The organism is Variovorax sp. JS1663, assembly GCF_002157355.1.
Classification (GTDB): Bacteria; Pseudomonadota; Gammaproteobacteria; order Burkholderiales; family Burkholderiaceae_C; genus Variovorax.
In genome coordinates this window covers 47,851-74,604 of the sequence record NZ_LYMK01000033.1, presented here as the reverse complement: position 1 = coordinate 74,604, position 26,754 = coordinate 47,851, and the positions used below count along the sequence as shown (strand labels likewise).

Annotated in this window: 31 protein-coding genes; 15 read left to right on the top strand and 16 right to left on the bottom strand. The window is 64.9% G+C overall.

The window, feature by feature from the left end:
- The first annotated feature begins 233 nt into the window (after positions 1-233).
- Positions 234-1,127 carry a 4-hydroxy-tetrahydrodipicolinate synthase gene (gene dapA, locus A8M77_RS24370; RefSeq protein WP_238136949.1) on the top strand — a complete coding sequence of 298 codons (894 nt, stop codon included), beginning with the start codon at positions 234-236 and terminating at the stop codon, positions 1,125-1,127.
- Here dapA and moaD read toward each other — a convergent pair.
- From moaD to A8M77_RS24340, 6 genes are read right to left on the bottom strand one after another with little or no spacing between them, the layout of a single operon-like run.
- Positions 1,114-1,365 (bottom strand): molybdopterin converting factor subunit 1, encoded by a 252-nt coding sequence (gene moaD / locus A8M77_RS24365; RefSeq protein ID WP_086924092.1) that lies wholly within the window; start codon positions 1,363-1,365, stop codon positions 1,114-1,116. The genes dapA and moaD overlap by 14 nt on opposite strands.
- 2 nt (positions 1,366-1,367) lie before the next feature.
- A complete protein-coding gene (locus A8M77_RS24360) occupies positions 1,368-2,615 on the bottom strand; it encodes a molybdopterin molybdotransferase MoeA (RefSeq protein ID WP_238136948.1) in 1,248 nt (415 codons plus the stop codon).
- The gene (gene mobB / locus A8M77_RS24355) at positions 2,608-3,153 is read right to left on the bottom strand and encodes a molybdopterin-guanine dinucleotide biosynthesis protein B (RefSeq protein ID WP_086924090.1); all 546 of its coding nucleotides are present in this window, start codon (positions 3,151-3,153) and stop codon (positions 2,608-2,610) included. The genes A8M77_RS24360 and mobB overlap by 8 nt, the downstream gene beginning before the upstream one ends.
- A gap of 15 nt (positions 3,154-3,168) precedes the next feature.
- On the bottom strand, positions 3,169-4,584 hold the full coding sequence (thrC, locus tag A8M77_RS24350) for a threonine synthase (RefSeq protein WP_086924089.1): 1,416 nt from the start codon (positions 4,582-4,584) through the stop codon (positions 3,169-3,171).
- Positions 4,584-5,906, bottom strand: coding sequence for a homoserine dehydrogenase (locus A8M77_RS24345; protein ID WP_086924088.1), 1,323 nt, complete (start codon positions 5,904-5,906; stop codon positions 4,584-4,586). Before A8M77_RS24345 ends, thrC begins: the two co-directional genes overlap by 1 nt.
- 41 nt (positions 5,907-5,947) lie before the next feature.
- Positions 5,948-7,171: a pyridoxal phosphate-dependent aminotransferase gene (locus A8M77_RS24340; protein ID WP_086924087.1), complete on the bottom strand. Its 1,224-nt coding sequence runs from the start codon at positions 7,169-7,171 to the stop codon at positions 5,948-5,950.
- Between the two features lie 68 nt (positions 7,172-7,239).
- Between A8M77_RS24340 and A8M77_RS24335 the strand changes: the two genes are divergently transcribed.
- The 6 genes from A8M77_RS24335 to A8M77_RS24310 all read left to right on the top strand — a co-directional run bounded on the left by A8M77_RS24335 (position 7,240) and on the right by A8M77_RS24310 (position 12,222).
- Positions 7,240-7,626, top strand: coding sequence for an Mth938-like domain-containing protein (locus tag A8M77_RS24335; protein WP_086924106.1), 387 nt, complete (start codon positions 7,240-7,242; stop codon positions 7,624-7,626).
- Positions 7,627-7,794: 168 nt separating this feature from the next.
- A complete protein-coding gene (locus A8M77_RS24330; protein ID WP_086924086.1) occupies positions 7,795-8,271 on the top strand; it encodes a peroxiredoxin in 477 nt (158 codons plus the stop codon).
- A 191-nt stretch (positions 8,272-8,462) separates the two neighbouring features.
- Positions 8,463-10,196 (top strand): PhoH family protein, encoded by a 1,734-nt coding sequence (locus A8M77_RS24325; protein WP_086924085.1) that lies wholly within the window; start codon positions 8,463-8,465, stop codon positions 10,194-10,196.
- 86 nt (positions 10,197-10,282) lie between these two features.
- Positions 10,283-10,738, top strand: a complete 456-nt coding sequence (locus A8M77_RS24320) for an EVE domain-containing protein (protein WP_086924084.1) — start codon at positions 10,283-10,285, stop codon at positions 10,736-10,738.
- Between the two features lie 26 nt (positions 10,739-10,764).
- Positions 10,765-11,220, top strand: a complete 456-nt coding sequence (locus A8M77_RS24315; protein WP_086924083.1) for a GyrI-like domain-containing protein — start codon at positions 10,765-10,767, stop codon at positions 11,218-11,220.
- Positions 11,221-11,511: 291 nt separating this feature from the next.
- A complete protein-coding gene (locus A8M77_RS24310) occupies positions 11,512-12,222 on the top strand; it encodes a helix-turn-helix transcriptional regulator (RefSeq protein ID WP_086924082.1) in 711 nt (236 codons plus the stop codon).
- Positions 12,223-12,237: 15 nt separating this feature from the next.
- Here A8M77_RS24310 and dnaB read toward each other — a convergent pair whose 3' ends face one another.
- From dnaB to ppsA, 7 genes are all read right to left on the bottom strand, one after another.
- Positions 12,238-13,641, bottom strand: a complete 1,404-nt coding sequence (dnaB, locus tag A8M77_RS24305) for a replicative DNA helicase (protein ID WP_086924081.1) — start codon at positions 13,639-13,641, stop codon at positions 12,238-12,240.
- A 187-nt stretch (positions 13,642-13,828) separates the two neighbouring features.
- Positions 13,829-14,281, bottom strand: a complete 453-nt coding sequence (rplI, locus tag A8M77_RS24300) for a 50S ribosomal protein L9 (protein WP_086924080.1) — start codon at positions 14,279-14,281, stop codon at positions 13,829-13,831.
- A gap of 13 nt (positions 14,282-14,294) precedes the next feature.
- A complete protein-coding gene (rpsR, locus tag A8M77_RS24295) occupies positions 14,295-14,576 on the bottom strand; it encodes a 30S ribosomal protein S18 (protein WP_086924079.1) in 282 nt (93 codons plus the stop codon).
- Between the two features lie 18 nt (positions 14,577-14,594).
- Positions 14,595-14,897 (bottom strand): primosomal replication protein N, encoded by a 303-nt coding sequence (gene priB / locus A8M77_RS24290; protein WP_238136947.1) that lies wholly within the window; start codon positions 14,895-14,897, stop codon positions 14,595-14,597.
- Positions 14,898-14,901: 4 nt separating this feature from the next.
- On the bottom strand, positions 14,902-15,276 hold the full coding sequence (gene rpsF / locus A8M77_RS24285; RefSeq protein ID WP_086924078.1) for a 30S ribosomal protein S6: 375 nt from the start codon (positions 15,274-15,276) through the stop codon (positions 14,902-14,904).
- 117 nt (positions 15,277-15,393) lie between these two features.
- Positions 15,394-15,897: a hypothetical protein gene (locus tag A8M77_RS24280; RefSeq protein ID WP_086924077.1), complete on the bottom strand. Its 504-nt coding sequence runs from the start codon at positions 15,895-15,897 to the stop codon at positions 15,394-15,396.
- A 198-nt stretch (positions 15,898-16,095) separates the two neighbouring features.
- Complete coding sequence (gene ppsA / locus A8M77_RS24275) at positions 16,096-18,489, bottom strand: phosphoenolpyruvate synthase (protein ID WP_086924104.1); 2,394 nt, start codon at positions 18,487-18,489, stop codon at positions 16,096-16,098.
- Between the two features lie 193 nt (positions 18,490-18,682).
- Between ppsA and ppsR the strand changes: the two genes are divergently transcribed.
- A complete protein-coding gene (gene ppsR / locus A8M77_RS24270) occupies positions 18,683-19,504 on the top strand; it encodes a posphoenolpyruvate synthetase regulatory kinase/phosphorylase PpsR (RefSeq protein WP_086924076.1) in 822 nt (273 codons plus the stop codon).
- Between the two features lie 72 nt (positions 19,505-19,576).
- Here ppsR and ahpF read toward each other — a convergent pair whose 3' ends face one another.
- A complete protein-coding gene (gene ahpF, locus A8M77_RS24265) occupies positions 19,577-21,166 on the bottom strand; it encodes an alkyl hydroperoxide reductase subunit F (RefSeq protein ID WP_086924075.1) in 1,590 nt (529 codons plus the stop codon).
- Positions 21,167-21,256: 90 nt separating this feature from the next.
- A complete protein-coding gene (gene ahpC / locus A8M77_RS24260) occupies positions 21,257-21,829 on the bottom strand; it encodes an alkyl hydroperoxide reductase subunit C (protein ID WP_086924074.1) in 573 nt (190 codons plus the stop codon).
- A 237-nt stretch (positions 21,830-22,066) separates the two neighbouring features.
- Here ahpC and bfr point away from each other — a divergent pair, with 237 nt between their 5' ends.
- From bfr to hemP, 6 genes are all read left to right on the top strand, one after another.
- Entirely contained in the window at positions 22,067-22,543 is a 477-nt protein-coding gene (bfr, locus tag A8M77_RS24255; RefSeq protein WP_086924073.1) for a bacterioferritin, read from the top strand.
- Positions 22,544-22,724: 181 nt separating this feature from the next.
- Positions 22,725-22,997 (top strand): (2Fe-2S)-binding protein, encoded by a 273-nt coding sequence (locus A8M77_RS24250; RefSeq protein WP_086924072.1) that lies wholly within the window; start codon positions 22,725-22,727, stop codon positions 22,995-22,997.
- A gap of 98 nt (positions 22,998-23,095) precedes the next feature.
- Positions 23,096-23,788 (top strand): energy transducer TonB, encoded by a 693-nt coding sequence (locus A8M77_RS24245; protein WP_086924103.1) that lies wholly within the window; start codon positions 23,096-23,098, stop codon positions 23,786-23,788.
- Between the two features lie 19 nt (positions 23,789-23,807).
- On the top strand, positions 23,808-24,521 hold the full coding sequence (locus tag A8M77_RS24240; protein WP_086924071.1) for a MotA/TolQ/ExbB proton channel family protein: 714 nt from the start codon (positions 23,808-23,810) through the stop codon (positions 24,519-24,521).
- Positions 24,522-24,529: 8 nt separating this feature from the next.
- Positions 24,530-24,943 (top strand): ExbD/TolR family protein, encoded by a 414-nt coding sequence (locus tag A8M77_RS24235; protein ID WP_086924070.1) that lies wholly within the window; start codon positions 24,530-24,532, stop codon positions 24,941-24,943.
- A 103-nt stretch (positions 24,944-25,046) separates the two neighbouring features.
- On the top strand, positions 25,047-25,259 hold the full coding sequence (gene hemP / locus A8M77_RS24230; protein WP_086924069.1) for a hemin uptake protein HemP: 213 nt from the start codon (positions 25,047-25,049) through the stop codon (positions 25,257-25,259).
- A 185-nt stretch (positions 25,260-25,444) separates the two neighbouring features.
- On the opposite strand, the gene A8M77_RS24225 is transcribed toward hemP, so the two are convergent.
- The gene (locus tag A8M77_RS24225) at positions 25,445-25,852 is read right to left on the bottom strand and encodes a GlcG/HbpS family heme-binding protein (RefSeq protein WP_086924068.1); all 408 of its coding nucleotides are present in this window, start codon (positions 25,850-25,852) and stop codon (positions 25,445-25,447) included.
- Between the two features lie 176 nt (positions 25,853-26,028).
- On the opposite strand from A8M77_RS24225, the gene A8M77_RS24220 reads away from it, so the two are divergent.
- A complete protein-coding gene (locus A8M77_RS24220; protein WP_086924067.1) occupies positions 26,029-26,730 on the top strand; it encodes a Bax inhibitor-1/YccA family protein in 702 nt (233 codons plus the stop codon).
- Positions 26,731-26,754 lie beyond the last annotated feature (24 nt).

The window sequence follows — 26,754 nt, the reverse complement described above, 5'->3', positions numbered from 1 at the left end:
GACTGCAGCCCATGCCTTCCCTCGCCATGCGCCACTCCATCGAGTCCCCGGACTCGGCGGTCCGTGCGCACATGGAAGGCAAAGCCAAAAAACCCGAGCTCGTCTGACCGGAGCTTCGGTTCCGTCGTCGGATGAGCGACGGGACTGCAGGGTTCGAATCCGGCCTCTTCTTTTCGTGTGCGCGCGTCCGACGGTGGTTCGCCCATCGGTCGGGTCTTGAAAGGAAATTCCGCGTGCCTTCCACTTCTTCTCCCGCCTCCCCTGATTTCTCGGGCCTCTGGATCCCGCTCGTCACACCCTTTCGCGACGGCGCAATCGACCATGCTGCGCTGGCCGCACTCACCGAGCGGCTGGCGCCCACCGGCATCGCCGGTTTCGTGGTCTGCGGCTCGACCGGCGAGGCCGCGGCACTGGATGCGGACGAGCAGCTGGCCGTGCTGGCGACGGTCGCCCGGGCCGCCCCCGCGCTGCCGCGCATCATGGGCCTGTCGGGCTACCACCTCGGCAAGACGGCCGCCTGGGCGCACCGGCTGAACGACGAGGCCCTGGCCGGCCTGCTGGTGCCGGCGCCGAGCTACATCCGGCCTTCGCAGGCAGGCCTGCAGGCCTGGTTCGAAGCCATCGCCGAAGCCAGCAGGGCGCCGCTGCTGATCTACGACATCCCTTACCGCACCGGCGCAACGATCACACGCGAGACACTGCTCGCGCTGGCTGCGGACCCGCGCATCCGCGGCATCAAGGACTGCGGCGGCGACATGGCCAAGACGCGCGCCCTGATCGCCGATGGCCGCCTGCAGCTGCTGGCCGGCGAGGACGCCCAGTTGTTCTCGACGGTCGCCGAAGGGGGTGTCGGCGCGATCGCGGCCAGCGCGCACCTGCAGACGGAACGCTTCGTGCAGGTGACCCAGCTGCTGCGCGCGGGACGGCTCGACGAGGCGCGCGCCCGCTGGCAACCGCTGCTGGCGCTGATCGAGGTCTTGTTCGCCGAGCCGAACCCGGGGCCGCTGAAGGCCGCACTGGCCCAGCGTGGCTGGCTGCAGGACGAACTGCGCGCACCGATGACGCGCGCCGGCCAGCCGCTGCGCGACCGCCTGCAACTCGCGCAGGCCGCGCTCAACCGCCCGTGACCGGGGGAAAGAAGGCCACTTCCTGGCCCTCGCGCAGCGCGGCGCTCTCCGCGCTCATGACCTGGTCCAGCGCCATGCGCACCGCCTTGCCACGCGCCAGCGCGCCGGCATGCGGCTCGCCGCGGGCGATCAATTCGTCGCGCAGGGCGCCAAGGTCGGCGGCACGGGTTTCGATCGTCTCGCTGCCGGTGCCCAGGGCCTCGCGCACCGAGGCGAAATAGCGCACGGTGACCTTCATGCTCAACCCAGAAGGGATGCGAAGGGGATGAACTGCACGGTGTCGCCGGCCTTGAAGGGCTGGCCCGCCGGCGTGTCGATCACGCCGTCGCCCCAGACCATGGAGGTCAGCACGCCGGAACTCTGGTTGGAGAACAGGTCCAGCCCGCCGGCCGCATTGCGGCGCACGCGCAGAAACTCGCGCCGGCGGTCGGCGCGCGGCCAGTCGAAGTCGGCCCGCATCGCGATCGGCTCGGGCGCCACGCGGCGCACGCCCTGCAGGGTCAGCAGGAAGGGCCGCACCAGCAGCAGGAAGGTCAGGAAGCTGGAAACCGGGTTTCCAGGCAGGCCAGTGAGATGCGCGTTGCCGATGCGGCCGTAGGCGAAGGGCTTGCCGGGCTTCATCGACAGCGACCAGAGGTCCAGCTGGCCCAGGGCCTGCACCGCGGCCTTGATGTGGTCTTCCTCGCCCACCGAGACGCCGCCGGTGGTGATGATCAGGTCGCTGCGTTCGGAGGCGCCGCGCAGCGCCTCGATGGTGGCGTCGCGGCGGTCAGGCACGATGCCCAGGTCCTGCACCTCGCAGCCGAGGCGTTGCAGCAGGGCCCGCATGAAGAAGCGGTTGGAGTTGTAGATCGAGCCGGGCTTCATGGCCTCGGGCGCGACCTCGCCGGGCATCACCAGCTCGTCGCCGGTGGACAGCAGGGTCACGCGCGGACGCTTCGCCACCTGGAGGCGATCGAGGCCGACGCTGGCCGCCAGGCCCAGCCCCGCGGGCGTGAGCCGCTCGCCGCGCGCGAGCACCACGTCGCCGGCGGCCACGTCCTCGCCGGCGCGGCGTATCCACTGGCCAGGCGTCGGCACGATGTCGATGTGCACGCTGCCGAGGCCGCCCTCCTCCGGCACCGCGCGGGTGTCTTCCTGCATCACCACCGCGTCGGCGCCTTCGGGGATCTGGGCGCCGGTGAAGATGCGTGCCGCGGTGCCGGCTGCCAGCGGCGTGCCCACGGTGCCGGCCGGAATGCGCTGCGCCACCTTGAGTGCCGCGCCGGATTCCGCGCAATCGGCGCTGCGCACCGCGTAGCCGTCCATGGAGCTGTTGTCGCGCGGCGGGACGGTGAGGCCCGACACCACGTCCTGCGCCAGCACGCGGCCGTCGGCCTCGAAGGTGGAGACGGACTCGGTGTCCAGCGGCGGCGTGGCGGCAGCGAGCAGCCGCGCGAGCGCCTCGTCGAGAGGCATCAGCGGGGGACGTTTGGATGTTTCAGCCATGGCGATCCACCTTGTACTCGAAACGGGACGCGTTCTGCAGCAGCCAGGCCCCAATGGCATCGGCGTCGTTCAGGTCGAAGACTGGGAGCCCGGTGGGTACTTGGAGGCGCTCAGGCGTGTCGGTCGCGATGGCGACGATGAACTCGTCCTCTGCGTAGCGCGCCGGCCGGGCGGCCTGGCCCTCGTCCGGCTCGCGCCAGACCTCGATCTTGGGCAGATCGCTGTGCTTGAAGCCCTCCACCAGCACCCAGTCCACGCCGGCGTCCAGCTCGGCGATCAGGTCGTGCACGCCCAACTGGGTCGGGCGCTCGAACTCGCGGATCAGGGCGAGGCGCTTGTCCGACGCGACCACCACCTCGAAGGCGCCGGCCTCGCGGTGGCGGTACGTGTCCTTGCCGGGATGGTCGATGTCGAACTTGTGGTGGGCATGCTTGACCACCGAGACGCGCTGGCCCTGAAGCCGCAGCACCGGGATCAGCCGCTCGACCAGCGTGGTCTTGCCGGCCCCCGAGAAGCCGGCGAAGCCGATGGCCTTCATGCGTCGACCGCCGGATCAGGCACAGTGCTGCGCGATGTAGGCCTTCACCGCCTCGGCATTCGCCGGCAACTGCACGACGCGCCGGGGCAGCGCCTCGATGCCTTCGAAGCGTGCCGGCCGATCGGGCGCATGACCCAGCGCCTCCACGATGGTCTCGGCGAACTTGATGGGCAGCGCCGTCTCCAGCACGATCATCGGCACGCCGGGGGCCAGGTGCTCGCGCGCGGCCTTGAGCCCGTCGGCGGTGTGGGTGTCGATCAGCGTTGCGAAGCGCTTGTCGGTGTCACGGATAGTCGCGAGGCGATCGGCGTGGGTGCTGCGGCTGCTCGCGAAGCCGAAGCGGCCGGCAGCCTGGGCGAACACGGGGTCGGCGCTGAGGTCGAAGCGGCCGTTGCTGCCGAGTTCGCCCTCGAACAGCGCGCGCGTCTTCGCGGCATCGCGGCCGACCAGGTCGAACACGAAGCGCTCGAAATTGCTGGCCTTGGAGATGTCCATCGAGGGGCTCGAGGTCTCGTGCGTGTCGGCCGCCGAGCGAACGCGGTAGACGCCGGTGCGGAAGAACTCGTCGAGCACGTCGTTCTCGTTGGTGGCCACCACCAGGGTGCGGATGGGCAGGCCCATCGAGCGCGCGACGTGGCCGGCGCAGACGTTGCCGAAGTTGCCCGAGGGCACGGTGAAGCTGACTTGCTTGTCGTTGCTGCCCGTGGCCTGGAAGTACCCGGCGAAGTAATAGACCACCTGCGCCAGCAGCCGCGCCCAGTTGATCGAGTTGACGGTGCCGATCCGGTACTTGCGCTTGAAGTCCAGGTCGCTCGACACCGCCTTGACGATGTCCTGGCAGTCGTCGAACACGCCCGTGACCGCGAGGTTGTGGATGTTCGGGTCCTGCAGGCTGAACATCTGCGCCTGCTGGAAGGGGCTCATGCGGCCGTCGGGGGAGGTCATGAAGACGCGAACGCCCTTCTTGCCGCGCATGGCGTACTCGGCCGCGCTGCCGGTGTCGCCGCTGGTCGCGCCGAGGATGTTGAGCTCCTCGCCGCGGCGGCCCAGTTCGTACTCGAACAGGTTGCCCAGAAGCTGCATCGCCATGTCCTTGAAGGCCAGCGTGGGGCCGTTGGACAGGGCCTCGAGGTACACGCCGTCCTCCAGCTCGCGCAGCGGCACGATTTCGGCCGTGCCGAAGATCTCGGCGGTGTAGGTCTTCGCGCAAATCGCCTTCAGGTCGGCCGCGGGAATGTCGTCGATGTAGAGCGACAGCAGCTCGAAGGCCAGCTCGGGATAGCTCAGGCCGCGCCACTTCGCGAGCGTGGCCGCGTCCACCTGCGGATAGCGCTCGGGCAGGTACAGGCCGCCGTCGGGCGCCAGGCCCTCGAGCAGGATTTCGCAGAAACGGCGGCGCTCCGGCTGGCCGCGCGTGGAGAGGTAGCGCATCAGGACAGTTCTTCCTTGCGGATGCGCACGATCGGCGCGAGCACGGTTGGCAGCGCCTGCAGCTGGGCCAGCGCATCATTCAGCGTGCCTTCGCGCGTGTCGTGCGTCAGGATGATGAGATCGGTCTGCGTGGAGCCCTCGCCGCCGACTTCGTCCGCCTCGCGCTGCAGCACGGCGTCGATGCTGATGCCGGCGTTGGCGAGCAGGCCGGTGACCTGGGCCAGAACGCCGGCCTCGTCGGCCACGCGCAGGCGCAGGTAGTAGCTGGTCACGACCTCGGACATCGGGAGGATCTGCAGGTCGCTCATCGAATCCGGATGGAAGGCCAGATGCGGCACGCGGTGCGCCGCGTCGGCGGTGTGCAGGCGAGTGACGTCCACCAGGTCGGCGATCACCGCGCTGGCGGTCGGCTCGCTGCCCGCGCCCTTGCCGTAGTAGAGCGTTGTGCCCACGGCGTCGCCGTTGACCACCACCGCGTTCATCGCGCCCTCCACGTTGGCAAGCAGGCGCTTGGACGGCACCAGGCTCGGATGCACGCGCAGCTCGATGCCCTGCGCCTTGCGCTTGGTCACGCCCAGCAGCTTGATGCGGTAGCCGAGCTGCTCGGCGTACTTGATGTCCTGCGCCGCCAGCTTGGTGATGCCCTCGACGTGCGCCTTGTCGAACTGCACCGGGATGCCGAAGGCGATGGCGCTCATCAGCGTGACCTTGTGAGCCGCGTCCACGCCCTCGATGTCGAACGTGGGATCGGCCTCGGCATAGCCCAGGCGCTGGGCTTCCTTCAGCACGGTGGCGAAGTCCAGGCCCTTGTCGCGCATCTCGGAGAGGATGAAATTGGTGGTGCCGTTGATGATCCCGGCGATCCACTGGATGCTGTTGGCGGTGAGACCTTCGCGCAGCGCCTTGATGATCGGGATGCCGCCGGCCACCGCGGCCTCGAAGGCCACCATCACGCCCTTGGCATGGGCCGCCGCGAAGATCTCGGTGCCATGCACTGCCAGCAGCGCCTTGTTGGCGGTGACCACGTGCTTGCCGGCGGCGATCGCCTCCAGCACCAGCTCGCGGGCGATGCCGTAGCCGCCGATCAGCTCGATCACGATGTCGATGGCGGGATTGGCAATGACCGCACGCGCGTCGTTCACCACCTGCACGCCCTCGCCCACCTCGGCCTTGGCGCGGGCCACGTCCAGGTCCGCGACCATGGTGATCTCGATGCCGCGCCCTGCGCGGCGCTTGATCTCTTCCTGATTGCGCTGGAGCACCTTGAAGGTGCCGCTACCGACCGTGCCGATGCCGAGCAGGCCAACTTGGATGGGTTTCATTCGATTCGTCCGGGATGGAACTGGGGTACAGGGCCGCGCGCTCAGGCGTTGCGGCTGCGATAGCGCTCGAGGAAATCGGCGATGCGCTTGATCGCTTCGCGCAGATCCTCTTCGTGGGGCAGGAACACGATGCGGAAATGGTCCGGCGTGGCCCAGTTGAAGCCAGTGCCCTGCACCAGCATCACCCGGGTTTCCTTCAGCAGCTCGAGGAAGAACTGACGATCGTCCTCGATCGGGTAGACCTTGGGGTCGAGCTTCGGAAACATGTACAGGGCAGCGCTGGGCTTGACGCAGCTCACGCCGGGAATGGCCGTGATCAGCTCGTAGGCAAGGTCGCGCTGATGGCGCAACCGGCCGCCCGGCCCCACGAGCTCGTTGATGCTCTGGTAGCCGCCGAGCGCGGTCTGGACCGCCCACTGGCCCGGCACGTTGGGGCACAGCCGCATGTTCGAGAGCATGTTGAGGCCCTCGATGTAGTCCTGGGCCATCTTCTTGTCGCCCGAGACCACCATCCAGCCGGCACGGTAGCCGCAGGAGCGGTAGCTCTTCGACAGCGAGTTGAAGGTCAGCGTCAGCACGTCCTTCGACAGGCTGCCGATGGCCGTGTGCCGGACGCCGTCGTACAGCACCTTGTCGTAGACCTCGTCGGCCAGGATCACCAGGTTGTGCTCGCGGGCAATGGCGACGATGTCCTTGAGCAGGTCGTCCGAGTACAGCGCGCCGGTCGGGTTGTTGGGGTTGATGACGACGATGCCCTTGGTGCGCGGTGTGATCTTGGCGCGGATGTCGTCGAGGCTGGGCATCCAGCCGTTCTCCTCGTCGCACAGGTAGTGCACCGGCTTGCCGCCCGACAGGCTGGCCACTGCCGTCCAGAGCGGGTAGTCGGGCGCGGGCAGCAGCAACTCGTCGCCATCGTTGAGCAGCGCGTTGGTGGCCATGGCGATCAGCTCGCTGGCACCGTTGCCGAGGTAGATGTCGTCCAGCACGACGCCCGCGATGCCCTGCTTCTGGGTCTCGTGCATCACCGCCTTGCGGGCCGCGAAAATGCCCTTGCTGTCGGAGTAGCCGGAGGAGGCCGGGAGGTTGCGGATCATGTCCTGCTGGACCTCTTCGGGCGCATCGAAGCCGAACGGGGCCAGGTTGCCGATGTTCAGCTTGATGATCTTCTGGCCCTCTTCCTCCATCTGCTTCGCGGCATCCATGATCGGGCCGCGGATGTCGTAGAGCACGTTGGCCAGCTTGGCCGATTTCTTGAGCGGTTTCAAAGTCCCTCCAGGGGCAGGGTACACGGGGGAAAACCTATAATTTGACCACAGTTCCCCCGGTCTCCTTGATGAAGCTCCAGCCCGACAAGTCCGATGTCCAGACCCTGACTGCGCACGGTCCCGGATGGGTGGCCGTCAACAACGAAAAGATCGAAAACAGCGTGGTGGTGGGCTCACGGGGCGAGCGCTTCGCCTGGGACTGCAGCCACTTCGAGCAACTGGGCGCCACCCAGTTCGCCCAGTTGGCGGAACTGGGCGCCGAACTCGTGATCTTCGGCAGCGGTGCGCGCATCCGCTTCCCCCAGCCCGCCTGGCTCCAGCCGCTGATGGCCCGCCGCACCGGCGTAGAGACCATGGACACGGCCGCCGCCTGCCGCACTTACAACATCCTGGCAGGGGAGGGCCGGCACGTGGTCGCCGCCCTGCTGATCGAGAGGCCTGAAGATGGGCAATGAGGGGGGTTTCGAGCTAAAATAGCGGGTTGCAAACCGGCGGCCCGTCCAGTCAAGCACCCGTCCAGCTACGCCCAATCTCCATCATGCCGAGTGCCGTGAGCCACGCCAAGAGCCCCGGCGTCAGGACGGCCGCCCGGACGATGGAATCAAACGGAGAAAACAAGTTTCATGGCGATCGTTGTCAACAAACCCATCCCTGAATTCGACGCCAACGCCACCGGCGGGATCAAGGTGTCGAACACCTCGCATCTCGGTCAAGTGCTGGTGCTGTATTTCTACCCCAAGGACAATACCCCCGGCTGCACCACGGAAGCCATGCAATTCCGTGACCGCTACAAGGACTTCGTGAAAGCCGGCGCCACCGTGTTCGGCGTGTCGCGCGACAACATGAAGTCGCACGAGGAGTTCAAGGCCAAGCTCGAACTGCCCTTCGAGTTGATCGCCGACACCGAGGAAAAGATGTGCCACATGTTCGGCGTGGTCAAGAACAAGATCATGTACGGCAAGAAGGTCAAGGGCATCGAGCGCAGCACCTTCCTGATCGGCGCCGATGGCGTGCTCCAGGCCGAGTGGCGGGGCCTCAAGGTGCCCGGCCATGTCGACGACGTGCTCAAGGCCGTCAAGACCCTCAAGAAGCCCGCCTGAACGGCAACATTCGTGAGCTTTTGCCAGGAGGCGTTGGCGGTGCACAACGATCACGAAACCTGTCACACCTGATGTGCATAATGGTTTCATGCCGTTGAGCTCCGCGACCGCATCCACCGAACAAAGCCGCTTGGGTCTTCAGGCGGCTTTTTCGCTTTCTGGCCTTCTCTTTTCTGCGAGCGAACCGTCCCATGCCCCTGCCTCCCGCCCCCACGAAACGCGCCGCGCTCCTGTCGCCCGACGCGCTCGACGCGCCTGCCCGTTCCCAGCATGGGAAGGGCGGCCGTCGCTCCTCCGACCGGCGCGCTGAAGAGACCCGGTCCAGCGGACCCCAGCCGCTCGAACTGTTCGACCGCCACGCCGCGGAAGGCGGTGCTGCGGTCGAGGCGCCTCCCCTGCCGATGCTGAAAGCGCCGGTTGCACCGGCCCCAGCCGCGCGCGGCGCCGGCGACGGTCGGCCGGAGCCCGCGCCGGTGGCCAGCCAACACAAGGCCAAGCGCAGCAAATCCAACGGCCCCGCGAAGCTCTTCGTGCTGGACACCAACGTGCTGCTGCACGACCCGATGTGCCTGTTCCGCTTCGAGGAGCACGACATCTTCCTGCCGATGATCGTGCTGGAAGAACTCGACGGGCACAAAAAAGGCACGACCGAGGTCGCGCGCAACGGCCGCCAGGCCAGCCGCACGCTGGACGCGCTCGCCGCCGCGCAGGGTGCCGACATCGGCAAGGGCCTGAAGCTCGACTCCACCGGTCACCGCGAGTCCGGCGGCAAGCTGTTCTTCCAGACCGATCCGCTCGACTACACGCTGCCGACCAGCCTGCCGCAAGGCAAGGCGGACAACCAGATCCTCGGCGTGGTCCAAGCGCTGCGCGACCTCCACGTGAAGGACGCACCGGGGCGCCCGAAACAGGAAGTCGTGCTGGTGTCGAAGGACATCAACATGCGCGTCAAGGCGCGCGCCCTCGGCCTCGCGGCAGACGACTACCAGAACGACAAGACCCTGGAAGACGGGGATCTGCTCTACTCCGGCTCGCTGGCGCTACCGGCCGACTTCTGGACCCGACAGAGCAAGCCCATCGAGAGCTGGCAGAGTGGCAGCAGCACCTTCTACCGGGTCAGCGGCCCGCTGGTACCCAACCTCTACATCAACCAGTTCGTTTACTTCGAAGCGCCCGGCGAGCCGAGCATGTATGCGCGGGTGACCGAGATCCGCGACAAGACGGCAGTGCTCAAGACGCTCAAGGACTATGGCTCGATCAAGAACGCCGTCTGGGGTGTCAACACGCGCAACCGCGAACAGAATTTCGCGATGAACCTGCTGATGGACCCGGAGGTGGACTTCGTCACGCTGACCGGCACCGCAGGAACCGGCAAGACGCTGATGGCGCTGGCGTCCGGCCTCACGCAGGTGCTGGACGACCGGCGCTACACCGAGATCATCATGACCCGCGCCACCGTGAGCGTGGGCGAGGACATCGGTTTCCTGCCCGGTACGGAAGAAGAGAAGATGGGCCCGTGGATGGGTGCGCTCGACGACAACCTCGAGTTCCTGGCCAAGGGCGACGGCGGCGGAGCAGGCGAATGGGGGCGCGCAGCCACCAACGAGCTGATCCGCAGCCGCATCAAGATCAAGAGCATGAACTTCATGCGCGGACGCACCTTCCTCAACAAGTACGTGATCATCGACGAGGCGCAGAACCTGACGCCGAAGCAGATGAAGACCCTGGTCACGCGTGCGGGTCCGGGCACCAAGATCATCTGCATGGGCAACCTGGCGCAGATCGATACGCCTTACCTGACAGAGGGCTCTTCGGGCCTCACCTTTGCGGTCGACAAATTCAAGGGTTGGCCGCACAGCGGCCACATCACGCTCGCACGCGGCGAGCGCTCTCGCCTGGCGGACTTCGCGAGCGACGTGCTGTAGCCGGGACGGCCGCGAAGGCCGGTTTTCCGAACACGCCAAGGCTGCTGACAGCACGTTGTCAGTAGCCGGGGCGCAGCATTGGCGGCATGAGCTCAAGGAATTGGATTGCCGTTGCCAGCGCCGAGCATGCCCGTCTCGGGCGCGATCATGCTGACGTCGGCTTCATGCAGGTAGGGCATGGAAAGCTCGGCCCGCTCAAGCGCATCGCGGCAGGAGACCGCGTCGCCTACTACTCGCCGACCACCGTCTTCGGCGGCACGGACAAGCTGCAGAGCTTCGTGTCGATCGGCGTCATCCAGCAGAGCGCGCCCTACGAAGTCGACATGGGTCGCGGCTTCGTGCCTTGGCGGCTCGATGTCCGCTACGCAGCCGCACGCGAGACATCCATCCTTCCGCTTCTTGATCAACTGGACTTCGTCGAAGACCCGAAGCGCTGGGGCTACAAACTGCGCTTCGGGCTCTTCGAAGTGAGCGAGCACGACATCCGGCTGATCGCCGATGCGATGCGCGCCAGCGCCCGAGCGCTGGAGCTCTGCCCCTGACACAAGATTTACCTGGAGAGAGAACCATGCAACCGCAGCTTCAACGCCACGACGGCTTCGCCATCGCCGGCCTCACCGTCCGCACCACCAACCAGACCGAGAACGACCCGCACTCGGCACGCATCAGCAAGCTCTGGACGCGCTTCTTCGATGAACGCGTCTATGCCGTGACACCGAATCGCGTCGACGACATGCGGCTCTATGGCGTCTACTCGGCTTATGAATCCGACGCACACGGCGCCTTCGACCTGACGACCGGGGTGGCCGTCTCGGACGGCCCCTCGGCCGTGAAGGTCGAGGCCGGCAACTACCTGGTCTTCTCCGGCCAGGGCCAGATGCCGCAGATAGTGCTCGCGCTCTGGGAATCGATCTGGCAGTATTTCGAACGACACCCCGAGATCCGGCGCAGCTATCGCAGCGATTTCGAGGCCTACAGCGGCCCTGACCAGGTCGCTATCCACATCGGCGTGATCACGGACTGAGATGAGCGCTTCCCGCGGCCGCAAGGACTGGCGAGCCCGGCTCGGCGGCTATCCGGGCCTGCCGGAAATCAAGCCCATCCCCGAACGCATGCAAGTGCGTCACGGGACAGGCACGATCCCTATTGGCGCACGCTCAAGGCGAACGGCGCGCTCAATCTCAAGTACCCGGGCGGGCTGGAGCAACTCATGCGCCGCCTCGAGTCCAAAGGCCATCTGGTCGTGCAGCGCGGGCGCCACTATTTCATGGAAGACTTCGAGAAGAAACTCGTTTGAAGTTCAGCAACCCTTTGCATGCGCCGCGCAGACCGCCTGTTCCAGATCGTCCAATTGATCCGCGGACGACGCCTCACGACTGCCGCCTTCCTCGCCCAGCGCCTGGAGGTGTCCGATCGCACCATCTACCGCGACGTGGCCGACCTGCAGCGCCAGGGCGTGCCGATCGAGGGAGAGGCCGGAGTCGGCTATCGGCTGGGCGCCGGCTTCGACCTTCCACCGCTCATGTTCACGCAGGATGAAGCCGCGGCGCTGGTCGCTTCCGCCCGGATGGCGCAGAGCTGGGTCGATCCGGCCATGGCGCAGGACATCCGGACGGCGCTGGGCAAGATTCTCTCCGTATTGCCGCCTGCCGCGCGCGTGTCGGCAGAAAGCCTCGCCCTCTTCGCGCCGGCGCTCGCGCTGGACGACGGCACGCGCGCACGGCTGCAGACGCTGCGCGAGGCGGTGCAGTCGCGCCACAAGCTGCGCATGGACTACCACGACGTCAGCGGTTCCCCGAGCCAGCGCATCGTGCGCCCATTGGGTTGCTTCTACTGGGGCCGGGTCTGGACCTTCTCGGCCTGGTGCGAGCTTCGGCAGGACTTCCGTGGCTTCCGCATCGATCGCATCGACCGCATCGAGGTCCTGCCCGAGCGCTTTCGCGACGAGCCCGGCAAGACGCTGGCCGAGATGCTGCGGCGGCTGCAGGAGGATCCGGCCAATCCGGAGCCGTCCAGGCTCCAGTAGGCCCCGGCCCGCGGCTCAGAAGTCGTCGCCGCCGCTGGCCAGGTTCTCGAACTTGGTGAGAGGCTTGAGGAAAGCGAGCTTCACGGAGCCTGTCGGCCCGTTCCGGTGCTTGCTGATGATCACCTCTGCCACGCCCGGCTCCTTGCTGTCCTTGTTGTAGTAGTCGTCGCGGTAGATGAACATGATCAGGTCAGCATCCTGCTCGATGGCGCCGGATTCGCGCAGGTCACTCATCATGGGGCGCTTGTCGGTACGGCTTTCCACGCCGCGGCTGAGCTGCGACAGGGCAATCACCGGGCATTTGAGTTCCTTGGCCAGCATCTTCAGACCACGCGAGATCTCGCCGACTGCGGTCGCCCGGTTCTCGTCGTTCATGCTGCCGGAGACGCTCATCAGCTGCAGGTAGTCGACCACGATCAGGCCGAGCCGCCCGTACTGGCGCGCGAGTCGGCGTGAATTCGCGCGCAGCTCGCTGGTCGTCAGGCCGGGGGTCTCGTCGATGTGCAGCGACACGTTGCGCAGCTTCTCGATGGCCTCGGTCAGCCGCGGCCACTCCTCGTCACTGAGCTTGCCGGTACGCAAGTGCCCCTGGTCGATGCGGCCGATCGAGCCCACGATACGCACCGCCAGTTGGGCGGCGCCCATTTCCATCGAGAACACGGCCACCGGCAGGCCTTCGTTGAGCGCCACATGCTCCGCGATGTTGATCGCCAGCGAAGTCTTCCCCATGGAAGGACGCGCGGCCAGCACGATCATGTCGCCGGGCTGCAGGCCCGATGTCATCTTGTCGAACTCGTAGAAGCCGGTGCGCACCCCTGTGATGTCGTTGGGGTTCTCCGCCATCTCGCTCACGCGGTCGAGCAACTCGACCACCAGGGATTCCATACTCTGGAAGCCCTGCTTCATCCGCGAGCCTTCCTCGCCGATGTTGAAGATCTTCTGCTCGGCCTCGTCGAGGATCTTGTCGACCGACTTGCCCTGCGTGTTGAAGGCGTTGGTGGCAATCTCGTCGCTGGCACTGACCAGCTTGCGCAGGATCGAGCGTTCGCGAACGATCTCGGCGTAGCGCCGGATGTTGCTGGCGCTGGGGACGTACTGCGCCAGCGCGTTCAGGTAGCTCAGGCCGCCGATCTCCTCGGCCTTGCCCAGGCCCTGCAGCTGCTCGAAGACAGTGATGACGTCGGCCGGCTTGCTGGCATTGATGAGGGCGCCGATGGCCGCGTAGATCAGCTTGTGCTCATGGCGGTAGAAGTCGCCATCGACCAACAGGTCACCCATCCGGTCCCATGCGCCGTTGTCCAGCAGCAACCCGCCGAGCACGCTCGACTCGGCCTCGATGGAATGCGGCGGAATGCGTAACTGGGCGATCTGGCGGTCTGCCGACGGGTCGTTGTCGGCATAGGAGAAGACGGCGGACATGAACTTCCTTGCAGCCGCACATGCTAAGCCGCATGGCGGACGGCGTCACTTGATAACGCTGTGGATAAGCGGTGACTTTTCGGTGCAGCATGCGGGACAACCGCGACCGCAAAAAACAAAGGCCGCCCGAAGGCGGCCCAAAGAACAAGCTCGCGGTCGCGACCTTGTTTACTCCTTGCCAATGGCGTTAAGCGCTTTCGCCGTAGACCGTGACGGTGATTTCGACCACCACGTCGGTGTGCAGCGCGACGCTCACCGTGCTGTCGCCCACGGTCTTGATCGGACCGCTGGGCATGCGCACTTGCGACTTCGCGATCTTGTAGCCCTGCTTGTTGAGCTCGTCCGCGATGTCGTGGTTGGTGACCGAACCGAACAGGCGGCCATCGACACCAGCCTTCTGCGTCAGCTTGACGGCCGTGCCGCCCAGCTTCTCGCCCTGGGCCTGGGCTTCGGCCAGCTTGGCCGAAGCAGCCTTCTCGAGCTCGACGCGCTTGGCTTCGAATTCGGCCTTGTTGGCTTCGGTAGCGCGGCGCGCACGGCCGGAGGGGATCAGGAAATTGCGGGCGTAGCCGTCCTTGACCTTGACGATGTCGCCAAGCGCGCCGAGGTTGACCACCTTGTCCAGAAGAATGACTTGCATGGTGTTCTCCCTCTTAGACGCGGTGTTGATCGCTGTACGGCACCAGCGCGAGGAAGCGAGCGCGCTTGATCGCGGTGTTGAGCTGACGCTGGTAGATCGCGCGCGTGCCGGTCAGGCGAGCGGGGATGATCTTGCCGTTCTCGCTGATGAAATCGCGCAGCGTGTCGATGTCCTTGTAGTCGATCTCTTCAACACCGGCGACGGTGAACCGGCAGAAGCGCTTGCGCTTGAACAGCAGCGACTGGGTGTTGCGCTTCGGACGCTTGTCCTTGTTGAACTTCTTGAACGTGGCCATTGTGGGACCTCTTGAAAATTAATCTTGCTGAAAATCCTGGATGTGCAGCACTGGGTGCTTGCCGTTGCGCGGTGTGGCGAGAAACCCCTGGAACCGCCAGAGACTTCCCATCCGCTGCCTTGCGAGCCGCTCGGCCACTGCGCCGAACGCCACGGCCTTGAGGGCCGCCTTGACCTGCCGGAGCTGGGCCGCCTCGGTCATCGTCGACTCGTGTTCAAGCCGTAGATCGATGGCGGGCAGGCCGGCCGGTGTGAAACGCAAGGCGCCGAGCTCGGCGACGCAGGCAGTCAGCACCAGCTGATTGACTGCGGCAGCGCTCACGCCATCAGTTGTTGTTGGCGGCGTACTCGGCCTGCTGGGCCTTGCGGGCCTCTTCGCGCTCGACCGTCTTCATCATCGAGGAAGGGCCGGTTTCGGCCTTCTTCTTGACGACGGTGAGGTGACGCAGGACGGCGTCGTTGAACTTGAAGGCATGCTCCAGCTCGGCCATCACTGCCTGCTCGGCCTCGATGTTCACGCACAGGTAGTGCGCCTTGTTGAGCTTGTTGATCTGGTAGGCCAACTGGCGGCGGCCCCAGTCCTCGACGCGGTGGACCTTGCCGCCGCCCGAGGTGATCATGCCCTTGTAGCGCTCCAGCATGGCCGGGACTTGTTCGCTTTGATCCGGGTGGATCAGCAGAATGATTTCATAGTGACGCATGGCACTCCTTGTGGGTCTTCCGTGGAAGGATAAAGCCACCCGCAGCGTCAGTCGCAGTGTGGCAAGGCAAAGCCGGCTATTGTAGCAGGCTGTCGCTGCCCCGGGGTGCGCGCCGGCTCAGATACCCAGCGCGCGATCCAGCACGGCCGCCTTCTCGGCACCCACGGCGGCACGGATCTTGGGTGCCAGGGCCAGTAGCTCCTCGTAGCTCGAGGTGCCCTCGACCGAAAGGTTCAGCCTAAACCCGCGCAGCCCGAGGCCGCCGGTGAGCTGGGTCGCGATGGGATAGGCCTCCTTGTAGCGCTCCTGGTTCAATCGCCCCTGAGGCGGCGCGGAAGCGGCGACAGGCTCAGACTGAGGCTCGGGAGCCGGCACAGACACGGCAGGAATAGCCACCGACGCCGCGTTGGCCGCATCGGCATTCGCACCGACCCGCCCCAGCAGCCCCAGTTCGACCATCTGGTCGATGTCTGCGGCCGCAACGCCCATACCCGCTTCGAGCACTTCGTGCACCGAGCGCTTGCCGTCGAAGAGGATGAAAGCCGAGCGCTGGCGCGGCGTGAGCCGGATGGAGCGGTCCTTGAAGGCCTGCTGGCCGGCTTCCGTCTTGACAAGAATCATGGTGTCCTCAACCCGAAAATCCCCGAATGCGCCGGCTTCTTGTCGCCTTGTCCCGGCCATTCGCGGGGTTCCCCCATGGGCGCAAAGTGTGACACCAAAGATTGATTCGGTGTCAACTACAGCAAGCCAACATAAGAATTACAGCTTGTAGTTGTGAGGAAAGTAGTACTTCGGCGGGCTGCCCCGCCGAAGCATGGTTCAGCGTTGCGCCAGCTGCTGCCAGGTGTCGATCACGCTGTCGGGATTAAGCGAGATCGACTCGATCCCCTGCTCCGCCAGCCACACCGCGAAGTCGGGGTGGTCGCTGGGCCCCTGCCCGCAGATCCCCACGTACTTGCCCTGCGACTTGCACGCCTTGATCACCCGGCTCAGCAACGCCTTGACGGCCGGATCACGCTCGTCGAAGTCAGCCGCCAGGAGCTCGAGGCCGGAGTCACGGTCCAGCCCCAGGGTGAGCTGCGTCAGGTCGTTCGAGCCAATCGAGAAGCCGTCGAAGAACTCCAGGAACTCCTCCGGCAGCACCGCATTGCTGGGCACCTCGCACATCATGATCAGCCTAAGCTCGTTCTCGCCTCGCTTGAGGCCATGCTCGGCGAGTAGCCCGGTCACGCGCTCGGCCTGCCCCAGGGTACGGACAAAGGGCACCATGATCTGAACGTTGGTCAGGCCCATCTCGCCGCGAACGCGCTTCAAGGCCTCGCATTCCATGGCGAAGGCTTCGCCGAAGTCCGCGCTGAGGTAACGCGCCGCGCCGCGGAAGCCGAGCATTGGGTTTTCCTCTTCGGGCTCGTAGCGGCTGCCGCCGATCAGCTTGCGGTACTCGTTGGACTTGAAGTCCGACAGCCGCACGATCACCGGCTTGGGCCAGAAGGCTGCGCCGATGGTGGCGATCCCTTCGGCCACCTTGTCCACGTAGAACGCGCGCGGCGAGGCATGGCCTCGGGCCACCGACTCCACGGCCTTCTTGAGGTCCACGTCGACGTTCGGGTAGTCGAGGATCGCCTTCGGGTGCACACCGATGTTGTTATTGATGATGAACTCGAGCCGTGCCAGGCCCACACCATGGTTCGGCAGTTGGGCGAAATCGAATGCCAGCTGCGGGTTGCCCACGTTCATCATGAGCTTGAGGTCGATCTCGGGCATCTCGCCGCGCTGGACCTCCGTGACCTCGGTCTCCAGCAGGCCATCGTAGATAAAGCCGGTGTCGCCCTCGGCGCAGCTCACCGTGACCAGGGTGCCGTCCTTGAGCAGGTCGGTCGCGTCGCCACAGCCGACGACCGCGGGGATGCCCAGCTCGCGCGCGATGATGGCCGCATGGCAGGTGCGCCCGCCGCGGTTGGTCACGATGGCGGAGGCCCGCTTCATCACCGGCTCCCAGTTCGGGTCGGTCATGTCGGTCACCAGCACGTCGCCGGGCTGGACCTTGTCCATCTCGCTGATGCTGTGGACGAGGCGCACCGGACCGGTGCCGATCTTCTGGCCGATCGCCCGGCCCTCGGCCAGCACGGCGCCCTTGCCCAGCAGCTTGTAGCGCTGCTCGGCCTTGCCCTGCTGCTGGCTCTTCACCGTCTCCGGCCGGGCCTGCAGGATGTAGAGCTGGCCGTCCGTACCGTCCTTGCCCCACTCGATGTCCATCGGGCGGCCGTAGTGCTGTTCGATGATCAACGCGTACTGGGCCAGTTGCTCGACCTCGGCATCGGTCAGGGAATAGCGGTTGCGCTGCTCGGCCGGGACATCAGTGGTCTTCACCAGCTTGCCGCTGGCGGCCTTCTCGGCGGCTGTCGCGAACTCCATCTGGATCAGCTTGGAGCCCAGATTGCGCCGGATCACCGCACGATTGCCGGCCTTGAGCATGGGCTTGTGCACGTAGAACTCGTCCGGGTTCACCGCGCCCTGCACCACCGTCTCGCCCAGGCCATAGCTCGAGGTGATGAACACCACGTCGTCGAAGCCGGACTCGGTGTCGATGGTGAACATGACACCCGCGGCGCCCAGGTCGCTGCGCACCATGCGCTGTACGCCGGCCGAGAGCGCCACCACGTCGTGAGCGAAGCCCTTGTGGACGCGATAGCTGATGGCGCGGTCGTTGTAGAGTGAGGCAAACACCTCCTTCATCTTGTGGAGCACGTCTTCGATGCCCACCACGTTGAGGAAGGTCTCCTGTTGACCCGCGAAGGAGGCATCGGGCAGGTCTTCCGCGGTCGCGGACGAACGCACGGCGAAGGATGCCTCGGGATTGCCGGCGCTCAGCTTGGCGAAGGCCTCGCGGATCGCCTTTTCAAGATCGGCCGGGAAGGGCTGGGCCTCGACCATGCCGCGGATCTCGGCGCCGGCGGCGGCCAGGGCGCGCACATCCTCCGTGTTCAGCTCCTTCAGCTTGGCGCTGATGCGCCGTGCCAGGCCATCGTGAGCCAGGAACTCCCGGAAGGCGTGGGCGGTGGTCGCAAAACCGGTCGGCACGCGCACGCCCTGTGGCAGCTGTGAAATCATCTCGCCGAGGCTGGCGTTCTTGCCGCCGACCGACTCGACGTCGGTCATCCTCAGGTTTTCAAACGGTACGACCAGGGCGGTCGCTTCGAAGAGTTGAGACATGGGAAAGCTCCAGAAGTTGAAACCGGTGCGGCATGCAGACAGCGCGGCGCGATCGTTCTGGTTGCTCTGGGCGCAGGGGCGGCGTGCATGAAAGAAGGCATGGGGTGGCGGGAATTGCGGTCCGCTTTCCCGATAATGGGCCGAATTGTAGGCGCCGAGCGGGTCGGCGCGCCGCAGGACAAGGCCGCCAAGCATGCACACACGCACCGTTTTCTTCGTTTCCGACGGCACCGGCATCACGGCCGAAACCTTCGGTAACGCCGTCTTGGCCCAGTTCGAGATCAAGCCCCGCCACGTGCGGCTGCCCTTTACCGACACAGTGGACAAGGCGCACCAGGCCGTGCGGCGGATCAACCACACGGCCGAAGTGGAAGGGTTGCGGCCGATCGTCTTCACCACCCTGGCCAATATGGACGTGCTCGAGGTGATCGAAACCGGCTGCAAGGGCATGCTGCTCGACATGTTCGGCACCTTCGTACGGCCGCTGGAAATCGAGCTGGCGATGAAGTCGAACCACCGCATCGGCCGCTTCAGCGACGTGAGCAAGAGCAAGGAATACAACGCCCGCATCCAGGCCATCGATTTCAGCCTGGCGCACGACGACGGCCAGAGCAACCGCGACCTGGACAACGCCGATGTGATCCTGGTCGGCGTCAGCCGCAGCGGCAAGACGCCGACTTCGCTCTACCTGGCCATGCAGCACGGCCTGAAGGCGGCCAACTACCCGCTGATTCCAGAGGACTTCGAGCGCCGGCAACTGCCGCCGGCATTGATGCCGCATCGCAAGAAGATCTTCGGCCTGACGATCCAGCCCGAGCGACTGAGCGAGATCCGCAACGAGCGCCGCCCGAACTCGCGCTACGCCAGCATCGAGAACTGCCGCCACGAGGTGAGCGAGGCCGAGGCCATGATGCGGCGTGCCGGCATCCGCTGGCTGTCGACCACCACCAAGTCGATCGAGGAGATCGCGACCACCATCCTGCAGGAGCTGCGGCCCGAGCGGCTCACCTACTGAGCCCGGGCCGAAAGCTCCTGCTGGAAGGGTGCAGCCAAGCAGGGCTCGGCTGCACCACGGTCCTCCCGCAGTTCAGACCGTTGCCTCCGCAGCGACAGCCTTCTCCATCGGCGCAGAAGCGCGAATCAGATGATCGAAGGCACCGAGCGCCGCCTTCGCACCATCGCCGGCGGCAATGATGATCTGCTTGAACGGCACCGTTGTCGCATCACCCGCCGCGAACACGCCCGGCACCGAGGTCTGGCCCTTGGCGTCGACCACGATCTCGCCGTGCTTCGACAGCTCGATCGTCCCCTTCAGCCAGTCGGTGTTGGGCACCAGGCCGATCTGGACGAACACGCCCTCCAGCGGCACCTGGCGGCTCTCGCCGGTCGCGCGGTCCTTGTAGACCAGGCCGTTGACCTTCTGCTCGTCGCCGGTAATCTCGGTGGTCTGCGCGTTGGTGACGACATCGACATTGGCAAGGCTCTTGAGCTTGCGCTGCAGCACCGCGTCGGCGCGCAGTTGCGTGTCGTACTCGATCAGCGTCACGTGGCCGACGATGCCGGCCAGGTCGATCGCCGCCTCCACGCCCGAGTTGCCGCCGCCGATCACGGCCACGCGCTTGCCCTTGAAGAGCGGCCCGTCACAGTGCGGGCAGTAAGCCACGCCCTTGTTCTTGTATTGCTGCTCGCCGGGAACATTGATGTTGCGCCAGCGCGCGCCAGTCGAGATCACGACCGAGCGGCTCTTCAGCGACGCGCCGTTCTCGAGCTTGACCTCGATCAGGTCGTCGCCGGGCACCAGTGCGGCCGCACGCTGAAGGTTCATGATGTCGACGTCGTAGTGGCGCACGTGCTCCTCGAGCGCCAGTGCAAAGCGGGGACCTTCGGTCTCCTTGACCGAAATGAAGTTCTCGATGCCCAAGGTGTCGAGCACCTGGCCACCGAAGCGCTCCGAGGCCACACCGGTGCGGATGCCCTTGCGCGCCGCATACACCGCGGCCGCGGCGCCGGCCGGACCGCCGCCGACGATGAGCACGTCGAAGGGCTCCTTTGCGGCGATCCTCTTCGCCTCACGCTCGACGCCGCTGGTGTCGATCTTCGCGAGGATCTCTTCGAGGCTCATGCGGCCCTGCCCGAATTCCGTGCCGTTGAGGAACACTGTGGGCACGGCCATGATCTGGCGCTCCTTCACCTCGTCCTGGAACAGGGCGCCGTCGATCATCGTGGCCTTGATGCGCGGGTTCTGCACTGCCATCAGGTTGAGGGCCTGGACGACGTCCGGGCAGTTGTGGCAGGTCAGCGAGATATAGATCTCGAATTCGAAATCGCCCTCGAGCGAACGGATCTGCTGGAGCACGGCCTCGTCTACCTTGGGCGGGTAGCCACCAACCTGCAGCAGCGCCAGCACAAGCGAGGTGAACTCGTGGCCCATCGGCAGGCCGGCGAAGCGTGGGCCGTTGTTCTGGCTGGGCCGGTTGATCGAGAACGAAGGCTTGCGATGGTTGTCGTCGCGGCTCTCGCTGATCTTCATCAGCGGGGAGGAGTCAGCCACGTCCTTCAGCAGCGATTGCAGGTCGGTCGACGCCTTGCTGTCATCGAGCGAAGCGACGATTTCGACCGGCTGCGTGATGCGGTCGAGATAGCTTTTCAGTTGTGCTTTGGTGCCGGCGTCGAGCATGGTGAACCCAGTTCCTTGGAGATGCGAGAACAGACAGAAATAGAAAGGCCCGGGAGCAAACACGCCCGGGCCTGGCGCGAACGGGGCGGCTTAGATCTTGCCGACCAGGTCGAGGGACGGCTTGAGCGTGTCAGCGCCCTCGGTCCACTTGGCCGGGCAGACTTCGCCCGGGTGAGCAGCCACGTACTGGGCAGCCTTCACGCGGCGCAGCAGTTCGTTGGCGTCGCGGCCGATGCCGTTGTCGTGCACTTCGATGGTCTTGATCTTGCCTTCGGGATCGATCACGAAGGTGCCGCGGTAGGCGAGGCCGGCGTCTTCGCCTTCCTCGATCAGGACCTGGAAGGCGCGCGCCAGTTGGTGGCTCGGGTCGCCGATCAGCGGGTACTTGACCTTCGCGATGGTGTCGGAGGTGTCGTGCCACGCCTTGTGGGTGAAGTGCGTGTCGGTCGAAACGCCATAGATTTCGACGCCCAGCTTCTGGAACTCGGCGTAGTGATCAGCCAAGTCACCGAGTTCGGTAGGGCACACGAACGTGAAGTCGGCCGGGTAGAAGACGACGACCGACCACTTGCCCTTGAAGCTCTCGTTGCTGACGGGCACGAACTTGCCGTTGTGGTACGCGGTGGCCTTGAACGGGACGATTTCGGTATTGATCAGGGACATGTACTGGTTCCTAGGTGACGGATGAAAAAGCGAGTGTTTAGTATAACTACCAATCCTCACCCATTAATAGTAATGCACTATGAAAAATATTGCAGTGCACTATCGGCCGCTGTCCGACCACGGACGAATACGAACGCCTATCACCATCAAACGCATGCAGACCGCGGGAGCGTGGGTTCTCTTGCTGTGGTCATGAGGCAATCCCACAATCGGTGATTTCAAGAACAAGGAACAACCATGAAGGGCGACCCTCAAGTCATCGACCATCTGCAAGCGCAGCTCAAGAACGAGCTCACCGCGATCAACCAGTACTTCCTGCACTACCGAATGCTCAAACACTGGGGCTTGGACAAGCTGGCCAAGAAGGAGTACGAAGAATCCATCGGCGAGATGAAGCATGCCGACAAGCTCATGGATCGGATCTTCATGCTCGACGGCCTGCCGAACCTGCAGGACTTGGCCAAGCTCCGCGTGGGTGAGGACGTACCCGAGATCCTGCAATGCGACCTGGCGTCCGAGGTCGGCGCCCAGGCAACCATCAAGGACGGCATCGCCCACTGCGAGGCGGTCCGCGATTACGTCTCACGCGACCTGCTGCAGGGTATCCTGGACGACACCGAAGAGCACATCGACTTCCTTGAGACCCAGATCGAGCTGGTGAACAAGGTCGGACTGCAGAACTATCTGCAGTCGCAGATGGGCGAGATCGAATAGGGGATTCACGCCGTCACACATGCGGGGCCTCGTGCCCCGCTTTTTTTGGGGTCATCGAAGGCGTAAACGGCTTCCATAGCCAGCGAGTGCGTCCGCTTGCGATGGTTATTGCAAATGCGATGGATTCTTATTTATAATCAAGCCCTCTACAAACAGCCAGCCTGCCCGCCGTTCCACCGCCATGATCGTTTGCGTATGTCGCCGAGTGTCCGATCGCGAAATCGCGCGTCATGTGCGTGCCGGGATGACGTTCGACGAAGTTCAGTTCGAACTCGGGGTCGCCACCCAGTGCGGCCAGTGCGAGAGCTGCGCGCGCGACGTGGTCGCGCAGTGCAGCGCTTCCCATCCGGTCGCGGCACTTTGCCGTGAAACGGAGCCGAGTTCGATCCAGCTTGCCAGCGCCATCACGGAAAGCAGGGCATGGAACTCTTCTCGGCACTCGGCATCAGCCTGATCGTCGTCACCGGCTCGGCTTTGTGGATCTTTCGTAAGTAACAGCCAGCGGTTCTCTGCATCCGGCACCATCAGTGGTGTCCGGCACTCGAATGTTTGATCGTGTCTGACCGCTTCTATTCGCCCCCTCCGACCGTCCTGGGCGTGTCGCGCAATGCGCTCATCGCGAGCGGTGTCGTGCTCTTCCACGTTGCGGCGCTGTGGGCACTGCAGAGCGGTCTCCTTCGGCGGGCAGCCGAGGTGGTCATCCCCGTCGAGATCCTGAGCGAGTTCATCGAGCCGCCCAAGCCGAAGGAGCCCCCTCCCCCGCCACCGCCGCCTCCGCCGAAGCCGCAGGTCACCAAGGCACCGCCTCCGCCACGGCCGCAGGCCATCCGAGAGCCCAAGCCGGTGCCGGCGCCGAACGCGCCCGACGGAACGGTCGAGCCTCCTCCACCTCCTGCGCCCATCGCGCCGCCCGCACCCCCGGCACCACCTGCGCCTCCTCCCGCGCCACCTGCTCCGCCTTCCATCCAGTTGCCGTCCAGCGACGCCGACTACCTGCAGAACCCCAAGCCAGCCTACCCGGCCATGAGCAGGCGTCTTGGCGAACAGGGCAAGACGGTCGTTCGCGTCACCATCGGCGTCGACGGACTGCCCAAGCGCGCCAGCGTCCGCTCTTCCAGCGGGTACGAACGCCTCGACGAAGCGGCGATCGCTGCTGTCATGCGCTGGCGCTACGTGCCCGGCAAGCGAAACGGGGTCGTCGAAGAAATGGATTTCAACGTCCCGATCAACTGGGTTCTCAATTAATTCTCTGGAGTAGCTTCGTATGGATTCCCACTTTGGCCTGATGAACGTCTGGAATCAGGGCGATTTCGTCACCCGGGCCGTGGCCGTTCTTCTGATCGGCATGTCGCTCGCATCGTGGATCGTGATCCTGGTCAAGGCACTCGACATCATCCGGTACAAGCGCCTTGCCAAACACTCACAGGACTTCTGGCATAGCGAAGACTTCGCCACGGCGCTCAACAAGCTCGGCAAGGACGACAGCAATCCCTTTCGCGCGCTTGCACTGGAGGGCCGTGAAGCTGCGGCACATCACCGCAACACCAAGGCTCATCTACATGACGCGCTTGACGTGAGCGACTGGATCACCCGCGCGCTACGCAACGGCATCGACGAATTCACCGCGCGGCTACAGACGGGCCTTGCCATCCTCGCGTCCGTGGGCTCGACGGCACCGTTCATCGGCCTGTTCGGCACGGTGTGGGGCATCTACCATGCCCTAATGAGCATCGGCTCGGCCGGTCAAGCCACCATCGACAAGGTGGCCGGACCGATCGGCGAGGCGCTGATCATGACGGCGCTCGGCTTGGCCGTCGCCATTCCTGCCGTGCTCGGCTACAACGCCCTGGTGCGCGGCAACAAGTTCGTGCTGACCAAGCTCAACAGTTTCGCGCACGACCTCCACGCCTACTTCGTGACCGGCGCGCGCGTCCAGAGCGGCGGCGAAGCCACCGTCGTCGCGCTCAAGAAAGGCTGAGGAACGCCATGGCCTTCGGAACCCAGGACGAACCGGACGAGGTGATGAACGAGATCAACATGACGCCGCTGGTCGACGTCATGCTGGTGCTCCTGATCATCTTCATCATCACCGTGCCGGTGATGAAGCACGCCGTGAACATCGACCTGCCCCGTGCCAGCAGCGAGCCGGAGCAGACGAAGCCGCAGAACATCCTGTTCACCGTGGCGGCCGATGGCAGCTATTTCTGGAACGAACAGAAGATCGACGACGGCGAGTTGAGGACGCGGCTGGCGACCGAAGCCGCCAAGGAGCCCCAGCCGGAGTTGCACATCCGCGGTGACAAGGCGGTGCGCTATGAACGAGTCGCGCAAGCCATGTCTGCGGCGCGCGAGGCGGGCGTCCGCAAGATCGGCTTCATCACCGAACCTGAACCCAAGTGAGCGTCGAACCGGTGTGTCGAGTTGAAAAATTGGATCGCGCCAATTGACTTTTTATTGAGAATCATTATCATTCGCTTGTCGTTTCGATAAAGGGAAAATCTCCATGCCAGCCGCGCCCAATGCCTTCGATGTCCTGAGCCATCCCTCGCTCGATCATTCGGGCGGCGGCCGTGTCAACCGGGAATCCCCCTCGCCCATCGCGCTGCTCGAAAGCACGGCGCTTTTCGGGGACGGCAAGATCGTCTACATCATGCATAACGGCTCCCGTTATCGGCTGCAGGCCACCAAACTCGGCAAGCTGATCCTCACCAAATAGCAGTCAGCTCGCCCTCGTGCAAGTTTCATCGTGGGGCGACTCGAGGAGATGCAAATCTCCGAAGGGTCGTTTTTTGCTAGCCATCGGCTTCGTGCCGACTAGCCAAGCTTTTTTTCACGCTGAACCGAACGCCAGATAAAAAACGCCGACCGGACGGTCGGCGTTTTTTATTGGAGAGGCCTGACTCAGAGACCGAGAGCGGCAATGCCTGCCCTGGCAATCTGCGCATCCTCGTTCGACTTGACGCCGCTGACGCCCACGGCGCCGATCACCTGGCCATCCTTGACGATCGGCACCCCGCCCTCGAGCAGGCCCTCGATGCCGGGCGCGCTCAGGAAGGACGTACGGCCGCCATTGACCATGTCTTCATAAATCTTGCTCTCGCGCCGCCCCATGGCTGCCGTATGGGCCTTGGCGGGGGCGATGTGCGACGAGATCGCCGCCGCGCCGTCCAGCCGCTGCAGCCACAGCAGGTTGCCAGCGTCGTCGGCGATGGCGATGGTCACGGCCCAATTGTTCTTGAGTGCTTCGGCTTCTGCCGCTGCGGCGATCGCCTTGACATCAGCAAGTTCGAGAAAGGACTTGGTCTTCATGGTCTTTCGAAGAGTGAGCAAAACATCAAGCATAGCGCCACGCCCTGCCCCAGCCGCCTTTGAAGCGGCTTGGCCTTTAAAGCCATGATCCGGCGGGTCTTTGCCCGGGACCGCACTTGCAGCCTCCTAGAATGGCCTCAACTGCGACCTCGCAGCCATTATCAGGAGCTTCAGCAATGAACGACCGCGTCAACACCCTTGCCACTTCCGTCGGCTACGGCCAGGCGCTGCCACAAGCAGAACGTCAGCGCGTACTGCGCAACACCTACTGGCTGCTCGCCCTGAGCTTGCTGCCCACCGTGCTGGGCGCCTGGCTGGGCGTCGCCACCGGCATCACCCGCTCGCTCAGCGGCGGCATTGGCCTCATGGTCTTCCTGGGCGGCGCCTTCGCCTTCATGTTCGCCATCGAGAAGACCAAGAACTCGGCCGCTGGCGTGCCTGTGTTGCTCGGTTTCACCTTCTTCATGGGCCTGATGCTGTCGCGGCTGATCGCGATGGTACTGGGCTTCAAGAACGGCTCCGAGCTGATCATGACCGCCTTCGGCGGCACCGCCGGCGTGTTCTTCGTGATGGCCTCGCTGGCCACGGTGATCAAGCGCGACCTGTCGGGCATGGGCAAGTGGCTGTTCGTCGGTGCACTGGTCCTGATGGTCGGCGCGATCATCAACGTGTTCGTCGGCTCCAGCGCCGGCATGCTCGCAATCTCGGTCGCCGCAATCGGCATCTTCTCGGCCTACATGCTCTATGACCTCAAGCAGATCATGGACGGCGGCGAAACCAACTATATCAGCGCCACCCTCGCGCTGTACCTGGACATGTTCAACGTGTTCCAGAGCCTGCTGGCGCTGCTGGGCATCTTCGGCGGCGAGCGCGACTGAGCGGGGTTGCATCTGCATTGAAAA